Origin of the sequence: Streptomyces sp. NBC_00454 (assembly GCF_041434015.1) — a bacterium.
Lineage (GTDB): Bacteria > Actinomycetota > Actinomycetes > Streptomycetales > Streptomycetaceae > Streptomyces.
The window spans coordinates 1,259,395-1,274,791 of sequence record NZ_CP107907.1 but is presented as its reverse complement, the minus strand read 5'-3'; the positions used below and the strand labels follow the sequence as shown (position 1 = coordinate 1,274,791).

Annotated in this window: 14 protein-coding genes; 2 read left to right on the top strand and 12 right to left on the bottom strand. The window is 73.6% G+C overall.

The window, feature by feature from the left end:
• Positions 1-117: 117 nt before the first annotated feature.
• From OHU74_RS05885 to OHU74_RS05850, 8 genes are all read right to left on the bottom strand, one after another.
• Entirely contained in the window at positions 118-1,353 is a 1,236-nt protein-coding gene (locus OHU74_RS05885; protein ID WP_371614917.1) for a histidine kinase, read from the bottom strand.
• Between the two features lie 34 nt (positions 1,354-1,387).
• Complete coding sequence (locus OHU74_RS05880) at positions 1,388-3,154, bottom strand: cation acetate symporter (RefSeq protein ID WP_371614916.1); 1,767 nt, start codon at positions 3,152-3,154, stop codon at positions 1,388-1,390.
• Between the two features lie 149 nt (positions 3,155-3,303).
• Positions 3,304-3,579 carry a hypothetical protein gene (locus tag OHU74_RS05875; protein WP_330295347.1) on the bottom strand — a complete coding sequence of 92 codons (276 nt, stop codon included), beginning with the start codon at positions 3,577-3,579 and terminating at the stop codon, positions 3,304-3,306.
• A gap of 257 nt (positions 3,580-3,836) precedes the next feature.
• Positions 3,837-4,730 (bottom strand): LytR/AlgR family response regulator transcription factor, encoded by an 894-nt coding sequence (locus OHU74_RS05870; protein ID WP_371614915.1) that lies wholly within the window; start codon positions 4,728-4,730, stop codon positions 3,837-3,839.
• A 112-nt stretch (positions 4,731-4,842) separates the two neighbouring features.
• The gene (locus OHU74_RS05865) at positions 4,843-5,799 is read right to left on the bottom strand and encodes an SCO0930 family lipoprotein (protein WP_371619581.1); all 957 of its coding nucleotides are present in this window, start codon (positions 5,797-5,799) and stop codon (positions 4,843-4,845) included.
• A 137-nt stretch (positions 5,800-5,936) separates the two neighbouring features.
• Positions 5,937-7,070, bottom strand: coding sequence for a GDSL-type esterase/lipase family protein (locus OHU74_RS05860; protein ID WP_371614914.1), 1,134 nt, complete (start codon positions 7,068-7,070; stop codon positions 5,937-5,939).
• Complete coding sequence (locus OHU74_RS05855) at positions 7,067-7,951, bottom strand: SDR family NAD(P)-dependent oxidoreductase (protein ID WP_371614913.1); 885 nt, start codon at positions 7,949-7,951, stop codon at positions 7,067-7,069. Before OHU74_RS05855 ends, OHU74_RS05860 begins: the two co-directional genes overlap by 4 nt.
• Positions 7,948-9,072: an LLM class flavin-dependent oxidoreductase gene (locus tag OHU74_RS05850; RefSeq protein WP_371614912.1), complete on the bottom strand. Its 1,125-nt coding sequence runs from the start codon at positions 9,070-9,072 to the stop codon at positions 7,948-7,950. The genes OHU74_RS05855 and OHU74_RS05850 overlap by 4 nt, the downstream gene beginning before the upstream one ends.
• Before the next feature lie 307 nt (positions 9,073-9,379).
• Here OHU74_RS05850 and OHU74_RS05845 point away from each other — a divergent pair, with 307 nt between their 5' ends.
• On the top strand, positions 9,380-10,864 hold the full coding sequence (locus OHU74_RS05845) for an amino acid permease (RefSeq protein ID WP_371614911.1): 1,485 nt from the start codon (positions 9,380-9,382) through the stop codon (positions 10,862-10,864).
• 10 nt (positions 10,865-10,874) lie between these two features.
• On the top strand, positions 10,875-11,330 hold the full coding sequence (locus OHU74_RS05840; RefSeq protein ID WP_330295341.1) for an Lrp/AsnC family transcriptional regulator: 456 nt from the start codon (positions 10,875-10,877) through the stop codon (positions 11,328-11,330).
• On the opposite strand, the gene OHU74_RS05835 is transcribed toward OHU74_RS05840, so the two are convergent.
• The 4 genes from OHU74_RS05835 to OHU74_RS05820 all read right to left on the bottom strand — a co-directional run bounded on the left by OHU74_RS05835 (position 11,331) and on the right by OHU74_RS05820 (position 15,379).
• Complete coding sequence (locus tag OHU74_RS05835; RefSeq protein WP_371614910.1) at positions 11,331-11,522, bottom strand: DUF1059 domain-containing protein; 192 nt, start codon at positions 11,520-11,522, stop codon at positions 11,331-11,333.
• Positions 11,523-11,619: 97 nt separating this feature from the next.
• The gene (locus OHU74_RS05830; RefSeq protein WP_371614909.1) at positions 11,620-12,765 is read right to left on the bottom strand and encodes an LLM class flavin-dependent oxidoreductase; all 1,146 of its coding nucleotides are present in this window, start codon (positions 12,763-12,765) and stop codon (positions 11,620-11,622) included.
• A 10-nt stretch (positions 12,766-12,775) separates the two neighbouring features.
• On the bottom strand, positions 12,776-14,149 hold the full coding sequence (locus OHU74_RS05825) for an NtaA/DmoA family FMN-dependent monooxygenase (protein WP_371614908.1): 1,374 nt from the start codon (positions 14,147-14,149) through the stop codon (positions 12,776-12,778).
• A 24-nt stretch (positions 14,150-14,173) separates the two neighbouring features.
• Positions 14,174-15,379 (bottom strand): LLM class flavin-dependent oxidoreductase, encoded by a 1,206-nt coding sequence (locus OHU74_RS05820; protein ID WP_371614907.1) that lies wholly within the window; start codon positions 15,377-15,379, stop codon positions 14,174-14,176.
• Between the last annotated feature and the right edge of the window lie 18 nt (positions 15,380-15,397).

Genomic DNA, 15,397 nt, shown 5'->3' with positions numbered 1-15,397 from the left:
GCTCCGCGAGTCCTGTCCGCGATGGGGGCGGATGGGTGTAAATCGGTGCAGGGGGACGGCCTCGTTCCGGCCGCGGTCCCGGGCGCTCGGCGGGCGTCCGGCGGGCGTCGGGCCCGGTCAGCGCCGGGGGAAGCGGCCGGGCGGGGTCGAGCTGTGTACGCCCGCGCGGTACTTCGGGATCCGTACGGTGATCTTCATGCCCGCGCCCACCCCGGTTTCGATGACGAGACCGTGGTCGTCCCCGTAGACCTGGCGCAGCCGATCGTCCACATTGGGCAGCCCGATGCCGGAGGGGGAGCCGGAGTGCTCCCCGGCCAGGATGCGGCGCAGCAGGGCCGGATCCATCCCGACGCCGTTGTCCTCGATGGTGATCAGCGCCTCCGCGCCCGCGTCCCGGGCGGCGATGGTGATCCGGCACTCCTCGGTGGAGTCCTCCAGCCCGTGCTTGACCGCGTTCTCCACCAGCGGCTGCAGGCACAGGAACGGCAGCGCCACCGGCAGTACCTCCGGAGCCACCTGCAGGGTCAGCTTGAGCCGCTCCCCGAACCGGGCCCCGGCCAGCGCCAGGTACTGCTCTATGGAGCGCAGCTCCTCGGCCAGGGTGGTGAAGTCCCCGTGCCGGCGGAAGGAGTAGCGGGTGAAGTCCGCGAACTCCAGCAGCAGATCCCGGGCCCGCTCCGGATCGGTGCGCACGAACGAGGCGATCGCGGCGAGGGAGTTGAAGATGAAGTGCGGGGAGATCTGCGCGCGCAGCGCCCTGATCTCCGCCTCCATCAAGCGGGTCCGCGAACGGTCCAGCTCGGACAGTTCCAGCTGTACGGAGACCCAGCGCGCGAGCTCGGTCGCGGCCCGCACCAGCACCGCCGACTCCCGGGACCCGTAGGCCACCAGCGCGCCCAGCATTCCGTCCTCGCCGGTCAGCGGGGCCACCACCACCCACTTCAGCGGGCAGTCGGGGCGCTCGCACTCGGTCCGTACGCTCTGGCTGCGCCCCGATTCCAGCATCTGGGCGACCCGGGCCATCGCGCGGCGCTCGTGGTGGTCGGCGCCCGGACCGTCCCAGGCCAGGACGTGTGCGCGGTCGGTCAGGCACAGGGCCTCGGTGCCGAGCAGCGAGCGCAGGCGTTTGGCGGCCTTGCGGGCGGCGTCCTCGGTGAGGCCGGCGCGCAGCGGGGGAGCGGCGAGCGAGGCGGTGTGCAGGGTGTGGAAGGTGGCCCGTTCGACGGGGGTGCCGAGGTCGAGGCCGAAGGCGCGTTCGCCGCGCCGGGCGTGCCACCGGCCGCCGACCCAGCCGAGCCCCAGGAGCACCACGGCCCCGGCCGCGGCCAACACCGAGAGCAGTGCTCCGCTCATGGAGCACCGCCCCTGCCCGAGAGCACCGTCCCGCTCATGGAGCACCGCCCTTGGCGCCGGTCCGGGGGCCGTCGGCCGCGCGGGCCGGGGCCTGGCCCGCCACGGCCTCCGGCAGGTGCAGCCGGGCCAGCGTCGCCGCCGTCCCCGCCGGGATCCGCCCGCGCGTGCCCAAGGACACCACCACCATCGTCAGGAACCCCAGCGGCACCGACCACACCGCCGGCCACGCCAGCAGCGTGTTCGGCCAGCCCGCCGGAGCCAGGCCCGCCCGGGTCGCCAGCACCGCGCTCAGCGCCGCCCCGCCCCCCGTCACCAGACCGGCCACCGCCCCGGGCGGGGTCAGCCCGCGCCACCAGATCCCCAGCACCAGCAGCGGGCAGAACGAGGAAGCCGACACCGCGAAGGCAAGCCCCACCGCGTCCGCCACCGGCACGTCCGTCGCCGCCACGCTCCCGCCCAGCGGCACCAGGATCGCCACCAGCACCGCCACCCGGAAGCTCCCCACCCCGCGCCACGGCAGCACGTCCTGGTGCAGCACCCCGGCCACGGCCATGGTCAGCCCCGAGGCCGTCGACAGGAACGCCGCGAAGGCGCCCCCGGCCAGCAGCGCCCCCAGCAGCTCCCCGAGCGTCCCGCCCACCATCCGGGCCGGCAGCACCAGCACGGCCGCGTCCGCCTCACCGGTCAGGGCCAGCTCTGGGGCGTAGATCCGGCCCAGCGCCCCGTAGACCGGGGGCAGCAGGTAGAACGCGCCGACCAGCCCCAGCACCACCAGCGTGGTCCGCCGAGCCGCCTGCCCGTTCGGGCTCGTGTAGAAGCGGACCGCCACGTGCGGCAGCCCCATGGTCCCGAGGAAAGTGGCCAGAATCAGCCCGTACGTCGCGTACAGCCGCAGCTCCGGCCGGGCCCCCGACAGCGGCTCCGACCAACTCGACACCGCGGGCCCGGTGTCCGCCCGGGTCCCGGGCACGGGGGAGTCCGGGTCGAACACCAGCTGCGCGTCGGCCCGTACGGAATGGCTCCCGGCGGTCAGGGTCACGGACTCGCCCGCGTACGGGCGCCCGTCCACCTGCCCGGTCACCTTCACCGTCAGCGGCGCGTCCAGGGACAGCCGGACGTCCTCGGCCAGGGTCACGGCGGTGTGGGCGCGGAAGGCCGCCGGGGCGTCGAAGGAGGCGCGCGGCGCGCCGTCGCCCACCCAGGCCGCCAGCAGGAAGAACACCGGCACGAGCAGCGCGGTCAGCTTCAGCCAGTACTGGAAGGCCTGCACGAAGGTGATGCTGCGCATGCCGCCGGCCGCCACGGCCGCCGTCACCACGCAGGCGACGACCACCCCGCCCACCCAGTGCGGGGCCCCCGTCAGGATCTCCAGGGTCAGGCCCGCGCCCTGGAGCTGCGGCAGCAGGTAGAGCCAGCCGACCCCGAGCACGAAGAGCACCGCGATCCGGCGCACCGCCTGCGATTCGAGGCGGGCCTCCGCGAAGTCGGGCAGGGTGTACGCGCCCGAGCGGCGCAGCGGGGCCGCGACCAGGACGAGCAGCACCAGATAGCCGGCGGTGTAGCCCACCGGGTACCAGAGCATGTGCGGACCCTGGAGCAGCACCAGGCCGGCGACACCGAGGAAGGAGGCGGCGGAGAGGTACTCGCCGCTGATGGCCGCCGCGTTGAGGCGGGGGCCGACCGTGCGCGAAGCCACGTAGAAGTCGGAGGTCGTCCGGGATATCCGAAGGCCCAGCGCGCCCAGCCCCACCGTGACCAGGACGACGACGGCGACCGCGGTCAGCGCGTACGTCTGGTTCACCGGTCGGTCCTTCGGCTGGGGCGGGGCGGGCGGACCCCCCGGGAGGGATCGGACGGCACCCCCGGGACGGATCACGGGAGTCTACGCATGCCCGCGGACCCGGCGACAGGCCGTCACCGGCCTAGGCCGTCTCGAGCGGCCGGATGGCGTCAGAGCGCGGGATCGCGGTGTTCCGCGCAGTCCCGCAGGGCGATTTCCAGCTCCACGTACGATTCCTCAGCGCGCCGGAAGGCCAGCGTCAGCGCCGCCTCGGCCCGGGGCGGCACCTGCCCGCGGGCACCCTCGCGGGACTCGTACAGTACGTCGGCCCAGCGCGCGGCCGCGCTGCGCAGGCGGGCCAGCAGGGCCTCGGCCTCGGCGGGTCCGGCGGGCCGGGTGCGGGGCAGTCCGGTCAGCGCGTCGAGCAGCGCCTGGATTTCGGACATGTGCCTCCTCCCGGGGCCGAAGATCCACGATACGCGCGGCCGGTCGTCGCGTCGGGCCGGCGGGCCACCGCTGCGGCCGACGGCTCCGGCGGATCGCCGTACGCCCCTCCCGGTGCGACGAACGGCTCGCCCGCGCGCCGGACGGTCGGGCGCCGGGCGCTCCGGCGCCTGGCGGGTCGCGCGCCGTCCGGCCCGCCGTCTCCCCGCCGTCTCCACATCTTGTCCCCGCCGTCCGCCCGGTCGCCCGCCCGGCGCGTTCAGCCCATCGCCTGGCGCATCAGGAGGTCCCGCAGCTCCCGTGTGTGCCGTCGGCTCACCTGGAGTTCGGCCGATCCGACGCGGACGGTGGTGGTGCCCGCGTCCAGCCGGAGTTCGTCTATGCGGCCGAGCGCCACCAGGTGGCGGCGGTGGATCCGGACGAACCCGCGCGCCGCCCACCGCTCCTCCAGCGTGGCCAGGGGGATCCGCACCAGGTGGCTGCCCTCGTCGGTGTGCAGCCGGGCGTAGTCGCCCTGGGCCTCCACGTACGCGATGTCGGCGATCGCCACGAAACGGGTGACGCCGCCCAGCTCCACGGCGATCTGGTCGGGGGCGCGGTCCGGGCCGGCCCCGGCGGAGACCTCGGGAACGGGGCGGCGCGGGACCGGTACGGGGGCCATGGCCCCGGGCACGGAACCGGGTCCGGGCACGGGAACGGCCCCTGCCCCGGCCCCGGTCGGCGAGGCGGACGGTCCGCCCGGAGCCGGCGGCTCGGCGGTCTGCCCGGTCTGCGCGCAGGCCCGCCGCACCGCCTCGGCCAGCCGCTCCGGCCGGACCGGCTTGAGCACGTAGTCCACGGCCTTGAGGTCGAAGGCCTGTACGGCGAACCCCTCGTGGGCGGTGACGAACACGATCAGCGGCGGCCGCGCGAACCCGGCCAGCAGCCGGGCGATGTCCAGCCCGGTCAGCCCCGCCATGTGGATGTCGAGGAAGACCACGTCGATGCCGTCGGGCCCGTCCGGGCCGCTCTCCAGCGCACGCGTGATCCGGCGGAGCGCCTCGGTGGCGTCCGAGGCACCCTCGGCGCTGCGCACCCGGGGGTCGGAGCGCAGCAGGTAGAGGAGCTCTTCGAGCAGGGGCTTCTCGTCGTCGACGGCCAGTACGCGCAGCATGCGAGCGAGTCTAGATTCCGCTTCGCCGGGGCGAAATGGTGCGCGGCCCCCGCCCGGGGGGAGAGGGGCGGGGGCCGCGCGGTCGGGGTAGCCCTCCGGCGGGGGCGCGCTGCTACTGGCCGGTGATGAGCTTGCCGTCGGGGGCCACCGCGTACCAGGTGCCGCCTACGCCCTGGCCGTTGATGTCGCCGGCCTTCTTGTCGCCGGTGAAGGTGTAGACGGGCCAGCAGTTCACCGTCTGCTGCTTCTTGCCGTCGGGGCGGTCCAGCACGAGGTAGTTCTTCTCGATGATGCCCTTGGCGTTGGCCTGGTCCACCGGGGGCACGACCGGCCACTTGGCCACGCAGTCGCCCTCGCACTTGGAGACCATGGGCCACGCGGTGTCGGGCTTGAACCGGTAGACGGTCATTCCGTTGCCGTCGACGATGTGGTCGCCGAGCTTGGGGTCCTTGGCCACGGTCAGCGCGCCCGTGGTCCCGGCCGCGCCGGGGGCCGGGGCCGCAGCCTTCGCCGCCTTCTTGCCGTCGGGCGCCGCCGCGAACCAGGTGCCGCCGACGCCCTGCCCCTTGGTCTCGCCCGCCTTGGTGTCCTTGCTGAACCGGTACACGGGCCAGCCCGCCACCGTCAGCTGCTTGCTGCCGTCGCTGCGGACCACCTCGCCCAGCAGCGCCGGGTCCTGGCCCGCGGCGGCGGTGGCGTCACCGGCCGCCACCACCGGCCAGGTCTTCGCGCAGTCCCCGTCGCAGTTGGACTTGGAGGGCTTCGCGGTGTCCTTGTCGAAGCGGTACAGGGTGAAGCCCGCGCTGTCGGTGAGGACCGAGCCGAGCTGCTCGTTCGCCGCGATCGCCAGCTGCCCGGCGGGCTTGGCGGATCCGGCCGCGGCCGGATCCGTGCCCCCGGATCCGTAGCCGTCGCCGTAGCCGTCGCCCGAGGCGGAGTTCTGGGCGGGGGCGGCCGCTCCGGCGGGCTTGGTGGTGTCGGCCGCCTTGTCGTCCCCGCCGCAGGCGGTCGCGGTGAGTGCGACGACGACCGCCACGGCCGCCAGGGTGGTTCCGCGCTTGATGCCCATTTTGATCTCTCCCACATGTGTGTCCTACGACCGCCTCCGCACCCGCGCCCTTTCGGAGCGGTCGCGTCGGCAACTGTGTGCAGGACACGCCTCGTTGGAGCCGATCTGTTCAATCCGTCCGATGTGGGCTGTTTCACTCACCCCGCGTCGAACCCGGCCCGCCGCATGGCCGTGGCCACAGCGAGGCCGAGCGTGCGGTGCCCGGCGTCGTTCGGGTGCAGGCCGTCCGCCAGGTGCTCGGGGCCCAGCAGGTCCCGGCCCGGCAGCAGGGCGAGGCGGTCGTCCCCGGCGGCGATCCGGTCCCGGGTGGCCCGCTCCATCGCGTCGCGCAGGGCGCCCAGGGTGGCGCCCAGCCTGTTCGGGGTGCGCTCCGCGTCGGGGCGCAGCACGGGGGAGAGGAGGAGCAGCGGTGTCCGGGGGTGGCCCTGGCGGACCAGTTCGAGGAACACGCGGGTGGTTTCGTACAGGAGCGGGACCGAAAAGGGCACGCGGGACCAGCAGTTGGTGCCGAAGGCGAGGGTGATGACGTCGGCGGGGAGGTCGGCGAGCTGCTCGGCGGTGGCCAGCTCTCCGCGCGCGGCGCCCGCGTAGCCGAGGTTGACGGTGTCCCAGCCGAGCGCCCGCCCCGCGACCGCCGGCCAGCCGTGCGCGGGCCGGGTGGACCACCAGCCCTCGGTGATGGAGTCGCCGTGCACCACCCAGCGCGGAGCGGGCGGCGCCGGGCTCACCCGGCCGCCGATCCCGCGCACGCCGAGGATCAGCGGGGACTGGGTCTCGGGCGGATGGATGATGAACGGGCCCGGCCCGCCCGGCAGTTCGATGCGTACGACGGCTTCCGCGGCCGGTTCGGTGTACAGCTCCCGGACCACCCCGTGCCGGTCCCAGAGGGCGAAGCCGTGGGCGAGGTCGTGCAGCGCGTCGGTGGGGCCGGGCACGGTCGCCCGGTAGCGGATCTCCACCGCCCGCGCGCCCTGCGCGGTGAACTCCAGGCGCACTCCTATGGGCAGGGTGGCCCGCTCGCCGGTGTCCCAGGGCAGCCGCATGGTGTCGGCGGGGTCGGCGCGCACGGGACGGCCCTTGTCCAGCCAGGCCACCCCGCGCAGGAAGGGCCCCGGGTCCAGCCAGTGGTCCGTGCCGGTCGCCTGGGTGGGGAACCGGGCCCCTGCCTGCGCGGGGTGCTCCCCGCTGTCACCTCCGGCGCCCTCTCCCGCTTCTTCTCCCGCTTCCTCTCCGGCGTACTCTCCGGCGTTCTCGGTTCTCCACGTGCTCATCGCTCGCCTCCGATCGTCGGGTACGGGAACTTCACGCCGACGCCGCCGTCGACCACCAGGGTCTGTCCCGTGATGTACGAGGACTGCGGCGAGGCCAGGAAGTACAGCGCGGCCGCGATGTCCGCGGTCTCGGCGACCCGTCCCAGCGGGGCGTTCTCCGCGTTGAGCCGCCGCCCCTCCGCGCCCAGCAGGGCCGCGACCCGCGGTGTCCAGACCACCCCCGGTGCCACCGCGTTGATCCGTACCCCGCGCGGTCCCAGTTCGACCGCCGCGGAGCGCACCAGTGACATCAGCCCGGCCTTCGCGGCCCCGTACGCGGCGTGCAGCGGGGCGCCGGTGAGCCCGGAGACGGAGGAGACGAAGACCAGCGGGCCGCCGCCGGCCGCCGCGAGGGCTTCGCCGCCGTACTGGACGGTCAGCCAGGCGTGCCGCAGCACCAGGTCGAACTGCCACTCCCAGCCGGCGTCGTCCAGCTCGGGCAGCGCGGCGTACCGGGCCATGCCGACGATGTCGACCACCCCGCCGACCGGGCGGCCGCCGAGCAGCTCCGGTGCCTTCGCGAAGAGCTCCCGTACGCTCTCGCGCCGGGTGACGTCGGCGGTGTACGGGATCCCTCCGGTCTCGGCGGCCACGGCCCGGGCCCGCTCCGGGTCCACGTCCACGCACAGCACCCGGGCCCCGCCGGCGGCCAGGGCGTGCGCCGTCTGGCGGCCGATGCCGTTGCCCGCGCCGAGCAGGACCAGCCCGCGGCCGTCGAGGCGGCGGCCCGCCGCGTAGTCGGGAACGGGGGAAGTGTCGGGGACGGGGGAGGTGTCGGGGCCTTCGGGGGTTTCGGGGCCTTCGGGGGTTCCAGCGGCCGCCCGCGGCGGTCCGGCGCTCACGCCGAGGCCTTGCGGGGCTCGTAGCGGGCCAGCTCCGGGATGACTTCCCTGCCCAGGATCTCCAGGGTCCGCAGGATCTCCCGGTGCTCCAGGTATCCCCACTGGACGTAGCAGATGAGCTGGTCGACGCCGAGGTCCGCGTACCGCTTGGCCTTCGCGACGATCGTCTCCGCGTCCCCGATGAGGATCATGTCGCCGTCGCTGAACTCCCGTACAGGTACGTTCCCTTCGAGGATCGGCGTGAGCAGCGGGAAGGTCTGCTCCCGCTCCTCGGGGCTCAGGTGGGGCAGTTCCCACTCCAGGGTGAAGCGCGCGAGGTTCGAGTACCACCAGGCGACCGATTCCCACACCCGGGCGGAGGGCTCGGTGCGCGGCGCGGTCGCGTGGACGAGGGTGTAGGCGGCGACCCGGTCCGTGGTGACGTCGGTGAGCGGGTGCGGGGCGGCGGCGGCCGTCCGGTACGCGGCCACCTGCCGGGCCATCGCCTCCAGCGGCTGCATGATCGAGAAGGAGAGCAGTCCGAGCCCGTGCGCGCCCGCGACCTCCGCCGAGCCGGGTGAGGTGGCCGCCATCCAGGCGGGAGGGTGCGGATCCTGCACCGGCTTGGGGGTGACCATGCGGCGCGGGAAGCGGAAGCGCTCGGATTCGTAGGCGAAGTACTCCTCGCGCCACATTCCGGTCACGATCTCTATGGCCTCGCGCCAGTCGTCCCGGGACTTCTCCCGGTCCACCCCGAAGGCCGTCTGCTCCATGGGCGTGGAGCGGCCGGTGCCCCACTCCACCCGGCCGCCGGAGAGCACGTCGACGGTGGCGACCTTTTCCGCGATGCGCTGGGGCGGGGTGAAGGCGAAGGGGGTCAGGGTGACTCCGAAGCCGAGCCGGATCCGCTCGGTGAGCCCGGCCAGGTGCCCGAGGAGCACCTCGGGGGCCGGGCAGTGCGAGCGGCCTTCGCGGAAGTGGTGTTCGACCGCCCAGACGGTACGGAACCCCATCCGGTCGGCGAGCCGGATCTGTTCCACGGCCTCCCGGTAGGCGCGCTGCTCGGCGGCTCGCTGACCGTGCGGATGGGCCCCCTGCCAGGGCCGCGGCACGTCGATCTCGTAGAGCACGTCCAGGTCCATGGCGGCACGCTGCGGCAGATCTGACGAAGTGTCAAGAATGCCGGTCGGGATCCCCTGCGCACTGATCGATCATCCGCACGCAACAAAGGACCACCCCGGGCAGATCCGCGCAACGATCAGTCGCCAATGTGCAAGGATGGTGCATTACGGGCGGTATCACTCAGCTCGTAGGCTCACTCGCTGTACGTGGAGTGGCGAGGACCGCCTGCTCGGCGGTCCCCATGCCCAGGCCTCAGGCCTGCTCCTGCTCCGGACCGCTGCGGTCGACGCCTGACAACCCCACCCGCAGTGACAAAGGAGTCCCCTCGTGCTCGATCACGGCCAGGCGCCACCGCTCACCTCCGAGCCCCGTAAGGCTGCCCACCCCCTGTTGCGCCGCAAGCCGGTGGAGCAGCTGGTCGCCGAGGGCGGCCAGGGCGAGGGCGGCGCGCTGAAGCGGTCGCTCACCATGTGGCAGCTGACCATGATCAGCATCGGCGCGACCCTGGGCACCGGCATCTTCGTCGTCCTCGGCGAGGCGGCCCCCAAGGCCGGCCCCGCCGTCACGATCTCCTTCATCATCGCGGGCCTCACCGCCCTGTTCTCGGCGCTCTCCTACGCGGAGCTGGCCGGATCGGTGCCGGTCTCCGGATCCTCGTACTCGTACGCCTACGCCACCATGGGTGAGCTCGTCGCCTGGATCTGCGGCTGGTGCCTGATCCTGGAGTACGGAGTCTCCGTCGCGGCGGTGGCCGTCGGCTGGGGGCAGTACCTCAACGAGTTCCTCGACGGCACGATAGGGGTCACCATCCCCGAGAGCGTCTCCGCACCGCTGGGCGAGGGCGGCTACATCAACCTGCCGGCGCTCGTCGTCGTCCTGCTCGCCATGGTCTTCCTCATGCGCGGAGCCAAGGAGAGCGCCCGGATCAACTCGATCATGGTCGGCGTGAAGATCGTGACCCTGCTGCTCTTCATCGGCATCGGCTTCATGGGCATCAAGTCCGGCAACTACTCGAACTTCAACCCGCTCGGCCGGGATGGCATCACCGCCGCGGCCGGCACCCTCTTCTTCTCCTACATCGGCTTCGACGCGGCCTCCACCGCCGGTGAGGAAGCCAAGAACCCCAAGCGCGACCTGCCCCGCGCGATCATGCTCTCGCTGCTCATCGTCACCGTCCTCTACGTGCTCGTCGCCTTCGTCGCCGTCGGCGCCATGCCGTGGCAGGACTTCGAGGGCACCGAAGCCGCGCTCGCCCAGATCATGACCAACGTCACCGGCCACAGCTACTGGGGCGTTGTCCTCGCGGCGGGCGCCGTCGTCGCCATCGCCTCGGTCGTCTTCGCCGTGCTCTACGGCCAGACCCGCATCCTCTTCGCCATGTCCCGCGACGGCCTCGTGCCCAAGGCCTTCGGCAAGGTCAACGCGCGCACCGGCGTCCCCCGCGCGAACGTGGTGATCGTCGGCCTCTTCTGCGGCCTCCTCGCCGCCACCATCCCGCTCGGCAAGCTGGCCGACGCCACCAGCATCGGCACGCTCTTCGCCTTCGGCCTGGTCAACGTCGCCGTCATCATCCTGCGCTTCACCCGCCCCGACATGCCGCGCACCTTCAAGGTGTCGCTGTTCCCGCTCACGCCGGTACTCGGCTTCCTCGCCTGCGGCTGGGTGATGTGGAGCCTCGACGCCGTCACCTGGCAGGTCTTCGGTGGCTGGATGGCCGTCGGGCTCGTGATCTACTTCCTGTACGGCATCCGCCGCTCCCGACTGGCCACCGCCGAGCCGACCACCACAGAGCCGGCCGCAGCAGAGAAGTGATCCACGCGCAGTGCGACTGAACGATCTCGACGAACGCATCGTGCACGCCCTCGCCGAGGACGCCCGCCGCTCCTACGCGGACATCGGCTCCGAGGTCGGGCTCTCCGCCCCCGCCGTCAAGCGGCGCGTGGACCGGCTGCGTGCCGAAGGGGCCATCACCGGCTTCACCGTCCGGGTCGACCCGGCCTCCATGGGCTGGGAGACCGAGGGCTTCATCGAGATCTACTGCCGCCACAACACCTCGCCGGACGACATCCGGCGAGGTCTGGCGCGCTACCCCGAGGTGGTGTCCGCGTCGACCGTCACCGGCGACGCGGACGCCCTCGTCCAGGTCTTCGCCTCCGACATGCGCCACTTCGAGCGCGTCCTGGAGCGGATCGCGGGCGAGCCCTTCGTGGAGCGCACCAAATCCGTGCTCGTCCTCTCCCCGCTGCTACGGCGCTTCACCTCGGGCGCGCCCGCGTAGTCAGGCGTGCTGCGGCGCCTCGTCCTTCAGCAGGCCCTGCAGCGTCGCGCGGAATTCCGGGCTGTCCTGGTGACCGTGCACGTCCATGGCGTGCTGGACCGACGCCCGCATGACTTCCTCCTCCTCACCCGAGATGGTGAGGGAGCAGTTCGATTCGCTGGGGTACTGCCTGCAGTCCATGACCTTGCGCATGATGTACCTCCCGGGATGGCAGGTGCGGGTGGACTCACCTCCCACGATCCTCTTCCCGGGCCCGGCGCGAAAGCCGGGGCGCCGGGCCGGAGACGATCTAGCGGCCGAGGTACCCCCGGCGGGCCCACTCCCCGGCCAGCAGCCGGTACGAACGCACCCGGTCGGCGTGGTCGTGCGTGATCGTGGTGATCAGCAGCTCGTCCGCGCCGGTCGCGTCGCGCAGCCGCTCCAGCTGGTCGGCGACGGTGGCCGGGGACCCCGCGAACTGGGTCTCCACCCGGTCGGCGACCAGCTTGTGGTCCGCCGCCGACCAGCCCCGGACCAGCTCCCGGGCCTCGGCCGGGGAGGGGAAGGGGATCGCGCCTTCGGCCGTGCGGATGCTGTGCACCCACGGCCCGTACCCGGCGGCGAGCTCCCGGGCCTCCGCGTCGGTCGGCGCCACCACCACATCGGCGGAGACGCTCAGGTAGGGCCGGTCCAGCCCGCCCGGCCCGGCCGAGGGCTTGAAGGCCTCCCGGTACGCCGAGGCCGCCGCCAGCACGTTCGCCGGGCTGACGTGGTAGTTCGCGGCGAATCGCAGCCCGCCCGCCCCGGCCGTCTCCGCGCTCACCCCGGCGCTGCTGCCCAGCACCCACACCTCCACCTCGGCCCCCTCCCCGGGCACGGCGTGCGCTTCCACCCCCTCCGGCGAGCGGTACTCCCCGCGCAGCAGGGCCAGTACGTCGGCCACCTGCCCGGAGTACTCCTCGGACTCGGCCCCCGGCAGGTGCAGCAGCCGCTGCTGGAGCAGCACGCGCGGGTGGCCCCGTAGATGGGCGAAGGAGAACGGCTCCGGGATGCGCAGCCCGTTCTCCGTCGTGTGGGCCCGCGCCGGCTCCCCGGCCGGGCGCTGCGGCGGGCCGCCCGCCGAGCGGCCCAGGCCCAGGTCGATCCGGCCCGGGTGCGCCGCGTCCAGCAGACCGAACTCCTCGACCGTGGACAGCGCCGTACGGTGCCCCAGCTGGACCGCGCCCGAGCCGATCCGGATCGAGGTGGTCGCCGAGGCGGTCAGTGCCACCACGACGGCGGGGGAGGACCCGGCGACCCCGGGATTGAGGTGGTGCTCGGCGAACCAGTACCGGGCGTAGCCGAACCGTTCGGCCTGCCGGGCCAGGTCGACGGTGCTGCGCAGGGCCTCGGCGGCCGTGGAGCCGGACGGGATCGGGACGAGGTCGAGGATCCCGAGCGGGATGGTGGCGGGCATGGGGGTCTCCTCAGTGGTGGGCGTGGGCCAGGGGGCGGGTGCGGGGAGCCGCGAGACCGAGGTGGTCGCGCAGCGTCGGCCCGCTGTATTCGTCGCGGAACACCCCGCGCTCCTGGAGCAGCGGTACGACGGTGTCGGCGAAGCCGTCCAGGCCGCCGGGCGTCAGGTGCGGGACCAGGATGAAGCCGTCGGCGGCGTCCTGCTGGACCAGGTTGTCGATCTCCCGCGCGACCGTCAGGGGCGAGCCGACGAAGGACTGCCGGCCGGTGGTCTCGATCACCAGCTCCCGGATCGACAGCCCGCGCGCGGCCGCGAGCTCCCGCCACTCCCGCGCGACGGCCACCGGATCCCGGTTCAGGCGTACGCTCGCCCGCCCCAGCGCGATGGTGTTCTCCCCGGGGTCCGGGTCGATGTCCGGCAGCGGCCCGTCCGGGTCGTAGCCGGACAGGTCCCGGTTCCACACGTGCTCCAGGTACTTGATCGCGGTCGCCCCGCTGACCTGCTTGAGCCGCACCTCGCGGGCCAGCTCCCGGGCCTCGGCATCGGTGTCGCCGAGTACGAAGGTGGCCGCCGGCAGGATCTTCAGCTCGTCGGGGGTGCGCCCGTAGCGGGCCAGACGCCCCTTGACGTCCGCGTAGAACGCGCGGCCCGCCTCCAGCGTGCTGTGCCGGCCGAAGATGGCGTCCGCACCGGCCGCCGCGAACTCCCGGCCCTCGTCCGAATCGCCCGCCTGGAAGACGACGGGCCGCCCCTGGGGGCTGCGCGGCACGTTGAAGTGGCCGGAGATGTCGAACTGCTCGCCCCGGTGGGCGAAGGCCCCCGCGCCCGCGTCCCGCAGGAACTCCCCGGAGACCGGATCGGCGAGCACCTCGCCGCCGTCCCACGCGTCGAACAGCTCGTGAGCGGTGGCCAGGAACTCCCGGGCCCGCTCGTAGCGCTGCTCGCGCGGCAGGAACCCGCCGCGCCGGAAGTTCTCCCCGGTGAAGGCGTCCCAGGAGGTGACCACGTTCCATGCGGCCCGGCCGCCCGACAGATGGTCGAGGGAGGCGAACTGGCGGGCCACCTCGTAGGGCTCGTTGAAGGTGGAGTTGATGGTGCCGGTCAGCCCGAGGTGCTCGGTGACGGCGGCCAGTGCCGCCAGCACGGTGAAGGTGTCGGGCCGCCCCACCACGTCCAAGTCGTAGATCTCACCGCCCTGTTCGCGCAGGCGCAGACCCTCGGCGAGGAAGAGGAAGTCGAACTTGGCGCGCTCGGCGGTGCGCGCGAAGTGGACGAAGGAGTCGAAGTCGATATGGCTTCCGGCGGCCGGGTCGCTCCACACGGTGGTGTTGTTGACCCCGGGGAAATGCGCCGCGAGATGGATCTGCTTGAGCGGCTTGCTCATGGCTGTAGGTCCTTCCGGATGGGGTCAGGCGGAGGCGGGAGCGGGCGTGCGTGCGGCCGCGGGCGCGGCGGCGTACCGGTTGGCGGGGCGCTCCAGCCCCAGCAGGCCGCGGAGCGTGGAGGCCTCGTACGCGCTGCGGAACACTCCGCGGCGCCGCAGTTCCGGGACCAGGCCGCGGGTGATCGCCGGCAGGTCGTGCGCGAGCACCCCCGGACGCAGCCGGAAGCCCGTCAGTCCGGCCCCGTGCCACTCCAGCAGCAGATCGGCCAGGAGGGCCGGGGTGCCCGCGAAGACCCGGGCGTCACTGGTGTACGGGGCCCCGTGCGCGGCGTCCAGCCGCTGCAGCCGGCGCTCCGCGACCGCCGGCCTCTCGTCGAGGAACACCGTCAACTCGCCGAATACGTGCGGGACTCCGGGGAGCGCGGCGGCCGCGGAGCGGGCCTCGTCGGCGCTGCGCGGGGTCACGTAGCCGATGTCGGCGGTCCGGGCGAGGAACGGGTACGCGGCGGCGTCCGAGGCCAGCGCGCTCACCGGCGGCCTGCCCTGCGGCGGCCGCGGGGTGATGGAGGGGCCCCTGACGCTGAAGTGGGGTCCCTCGAAGTCGATGTAATGCAGCTTGGCCCGGTCGACGAAGCGGCCCGTCGCCACGTCGCGGATCTCGGCGTCGTCCTCCCAGCTGTCCCACAGCCGCCGCACCACCTCCACGTGGTCGGCGGCCTCCCCGTACAGCGCGGCGGCGCCCTCTCCCGCCGTACGGCGCCCGAAGTGGCGTACCTCGTCCGGCCGTTCGGAGATCTGGATGCGCAGACCGGCGCGCCCGCGGCTGACGTGGTCCAGGGTGGCCAGCGCCTTGGAGACGTGGAACGGCTCGGTGTGCGTGGCCACCACGCTCGGCACCAGCCCGATGTGCCGGCTCAGCGGCGCCACCCGGGCGGCCACCAGGACCGCGTCGAGCCGGCCGCGCACCAGGTCGGTGCGACCGTCGGGCCCGGCCGGATCGGTGGACTGGAGGCCGAGCGAGTCCTCGAAGGTGACGAAGTCCAGCAGGCCGGCCTCGGCCTCGGCGACCAGCGCGGCCCAGTACCCGGCGGTGAACAGCCGGTCGGCGTCGGCGCCCGGCTCGCGCCAGGCGGCCGGGTGCCAGCCCGCGCCGTCCAGGGCGACGGCGAGACGGATCGCGGGGGAGGGGGACGAGTGCGGGGAGGGGGCGGTCGAAGGGTGAGCGGGCATGGCGGAGCTGCCTCCTGA

What these genes read in the sequence shown, in the direction of transcription:
- OHU74_RS05885 (WP_371614917.1), bottom strand. Translation starts at nt 1,353, where the DNA reads ATGAGCGGAGCACTGCTCTCGGTGTTGGCCGCGGCCGGGGCCGTGGTG.
- OHU74_RS05875 (WP_330295347.1), bottom strand. Translation starts at nt 3,579, where the DNA reads ATGTCCGAAATCCAGGCGCTGCTCGACGCGCTGACCGGACTGCCCCGC.
- OHU74_RS05870 (WP_371614915.1), bottom strand. Translation starts at nt 4,730, where the DNA reads ATGCTGCGCGTACTGGCCGTCGACGACGAGAAGCCCCTGCTCGAAGAG.
- OHU74_RS05865 (WP_371619581.1), bottom strand. Translation starts at nt 5,799, where the DNA reads ATGGGCATCAAGCGCGGAACCACCCTGGCGGCCGTGGCGGTCGTCGTC.
- OHU74_RS05860 (WP_371614914.1), bottom strand. Translation starts at nt 7,070, where the DNA reads ATGAGCACGTGGAGAACCGAGAACGCCGGAGAGTACGCCGGAGAGGAA.
- OHU74_RS05850 (WP_371614912.1), bottom strand. Translation starts at nt 9,072, where the DNA reads ATGGACCTGGACGTGCTCTACGAGATCGACGTGCCGCGGCCCTGGCAG.
- OHU74_RS05835 (WP_371614910.1), bottom strand. Translation starts at nt 11,522, where the DNA reads ATGCGCAAGGTCATGGACTGCAGGCAGTACCCCAGCGAATCGAACTGC.
- OHU74_RS05830 (WP_371614909.1), bottom strand. Translation starts at nt 12,765, where the DNA reads ATGCCCGCCACCATCCCGCTCGGGATCCTCGACCTCGTCCCGATCCCG.
- OHU74_RS05825 (WP_371614908.1), bottom strand. Translation starts at nt 14,149, where the DNA reads ATGAGCAAGCCGCTCAAGCAGATCCATCTCGCGGCGCATTTCCCCGGG.
- OHU74_RS05820 (WP_371614907.1), bottom strand. Translation starts at nt 15,379, where the DNA reads ATGCCCGCTCACCCTTCGACCGCCCCCTCCCCGCACTCGTCCCCCTCC.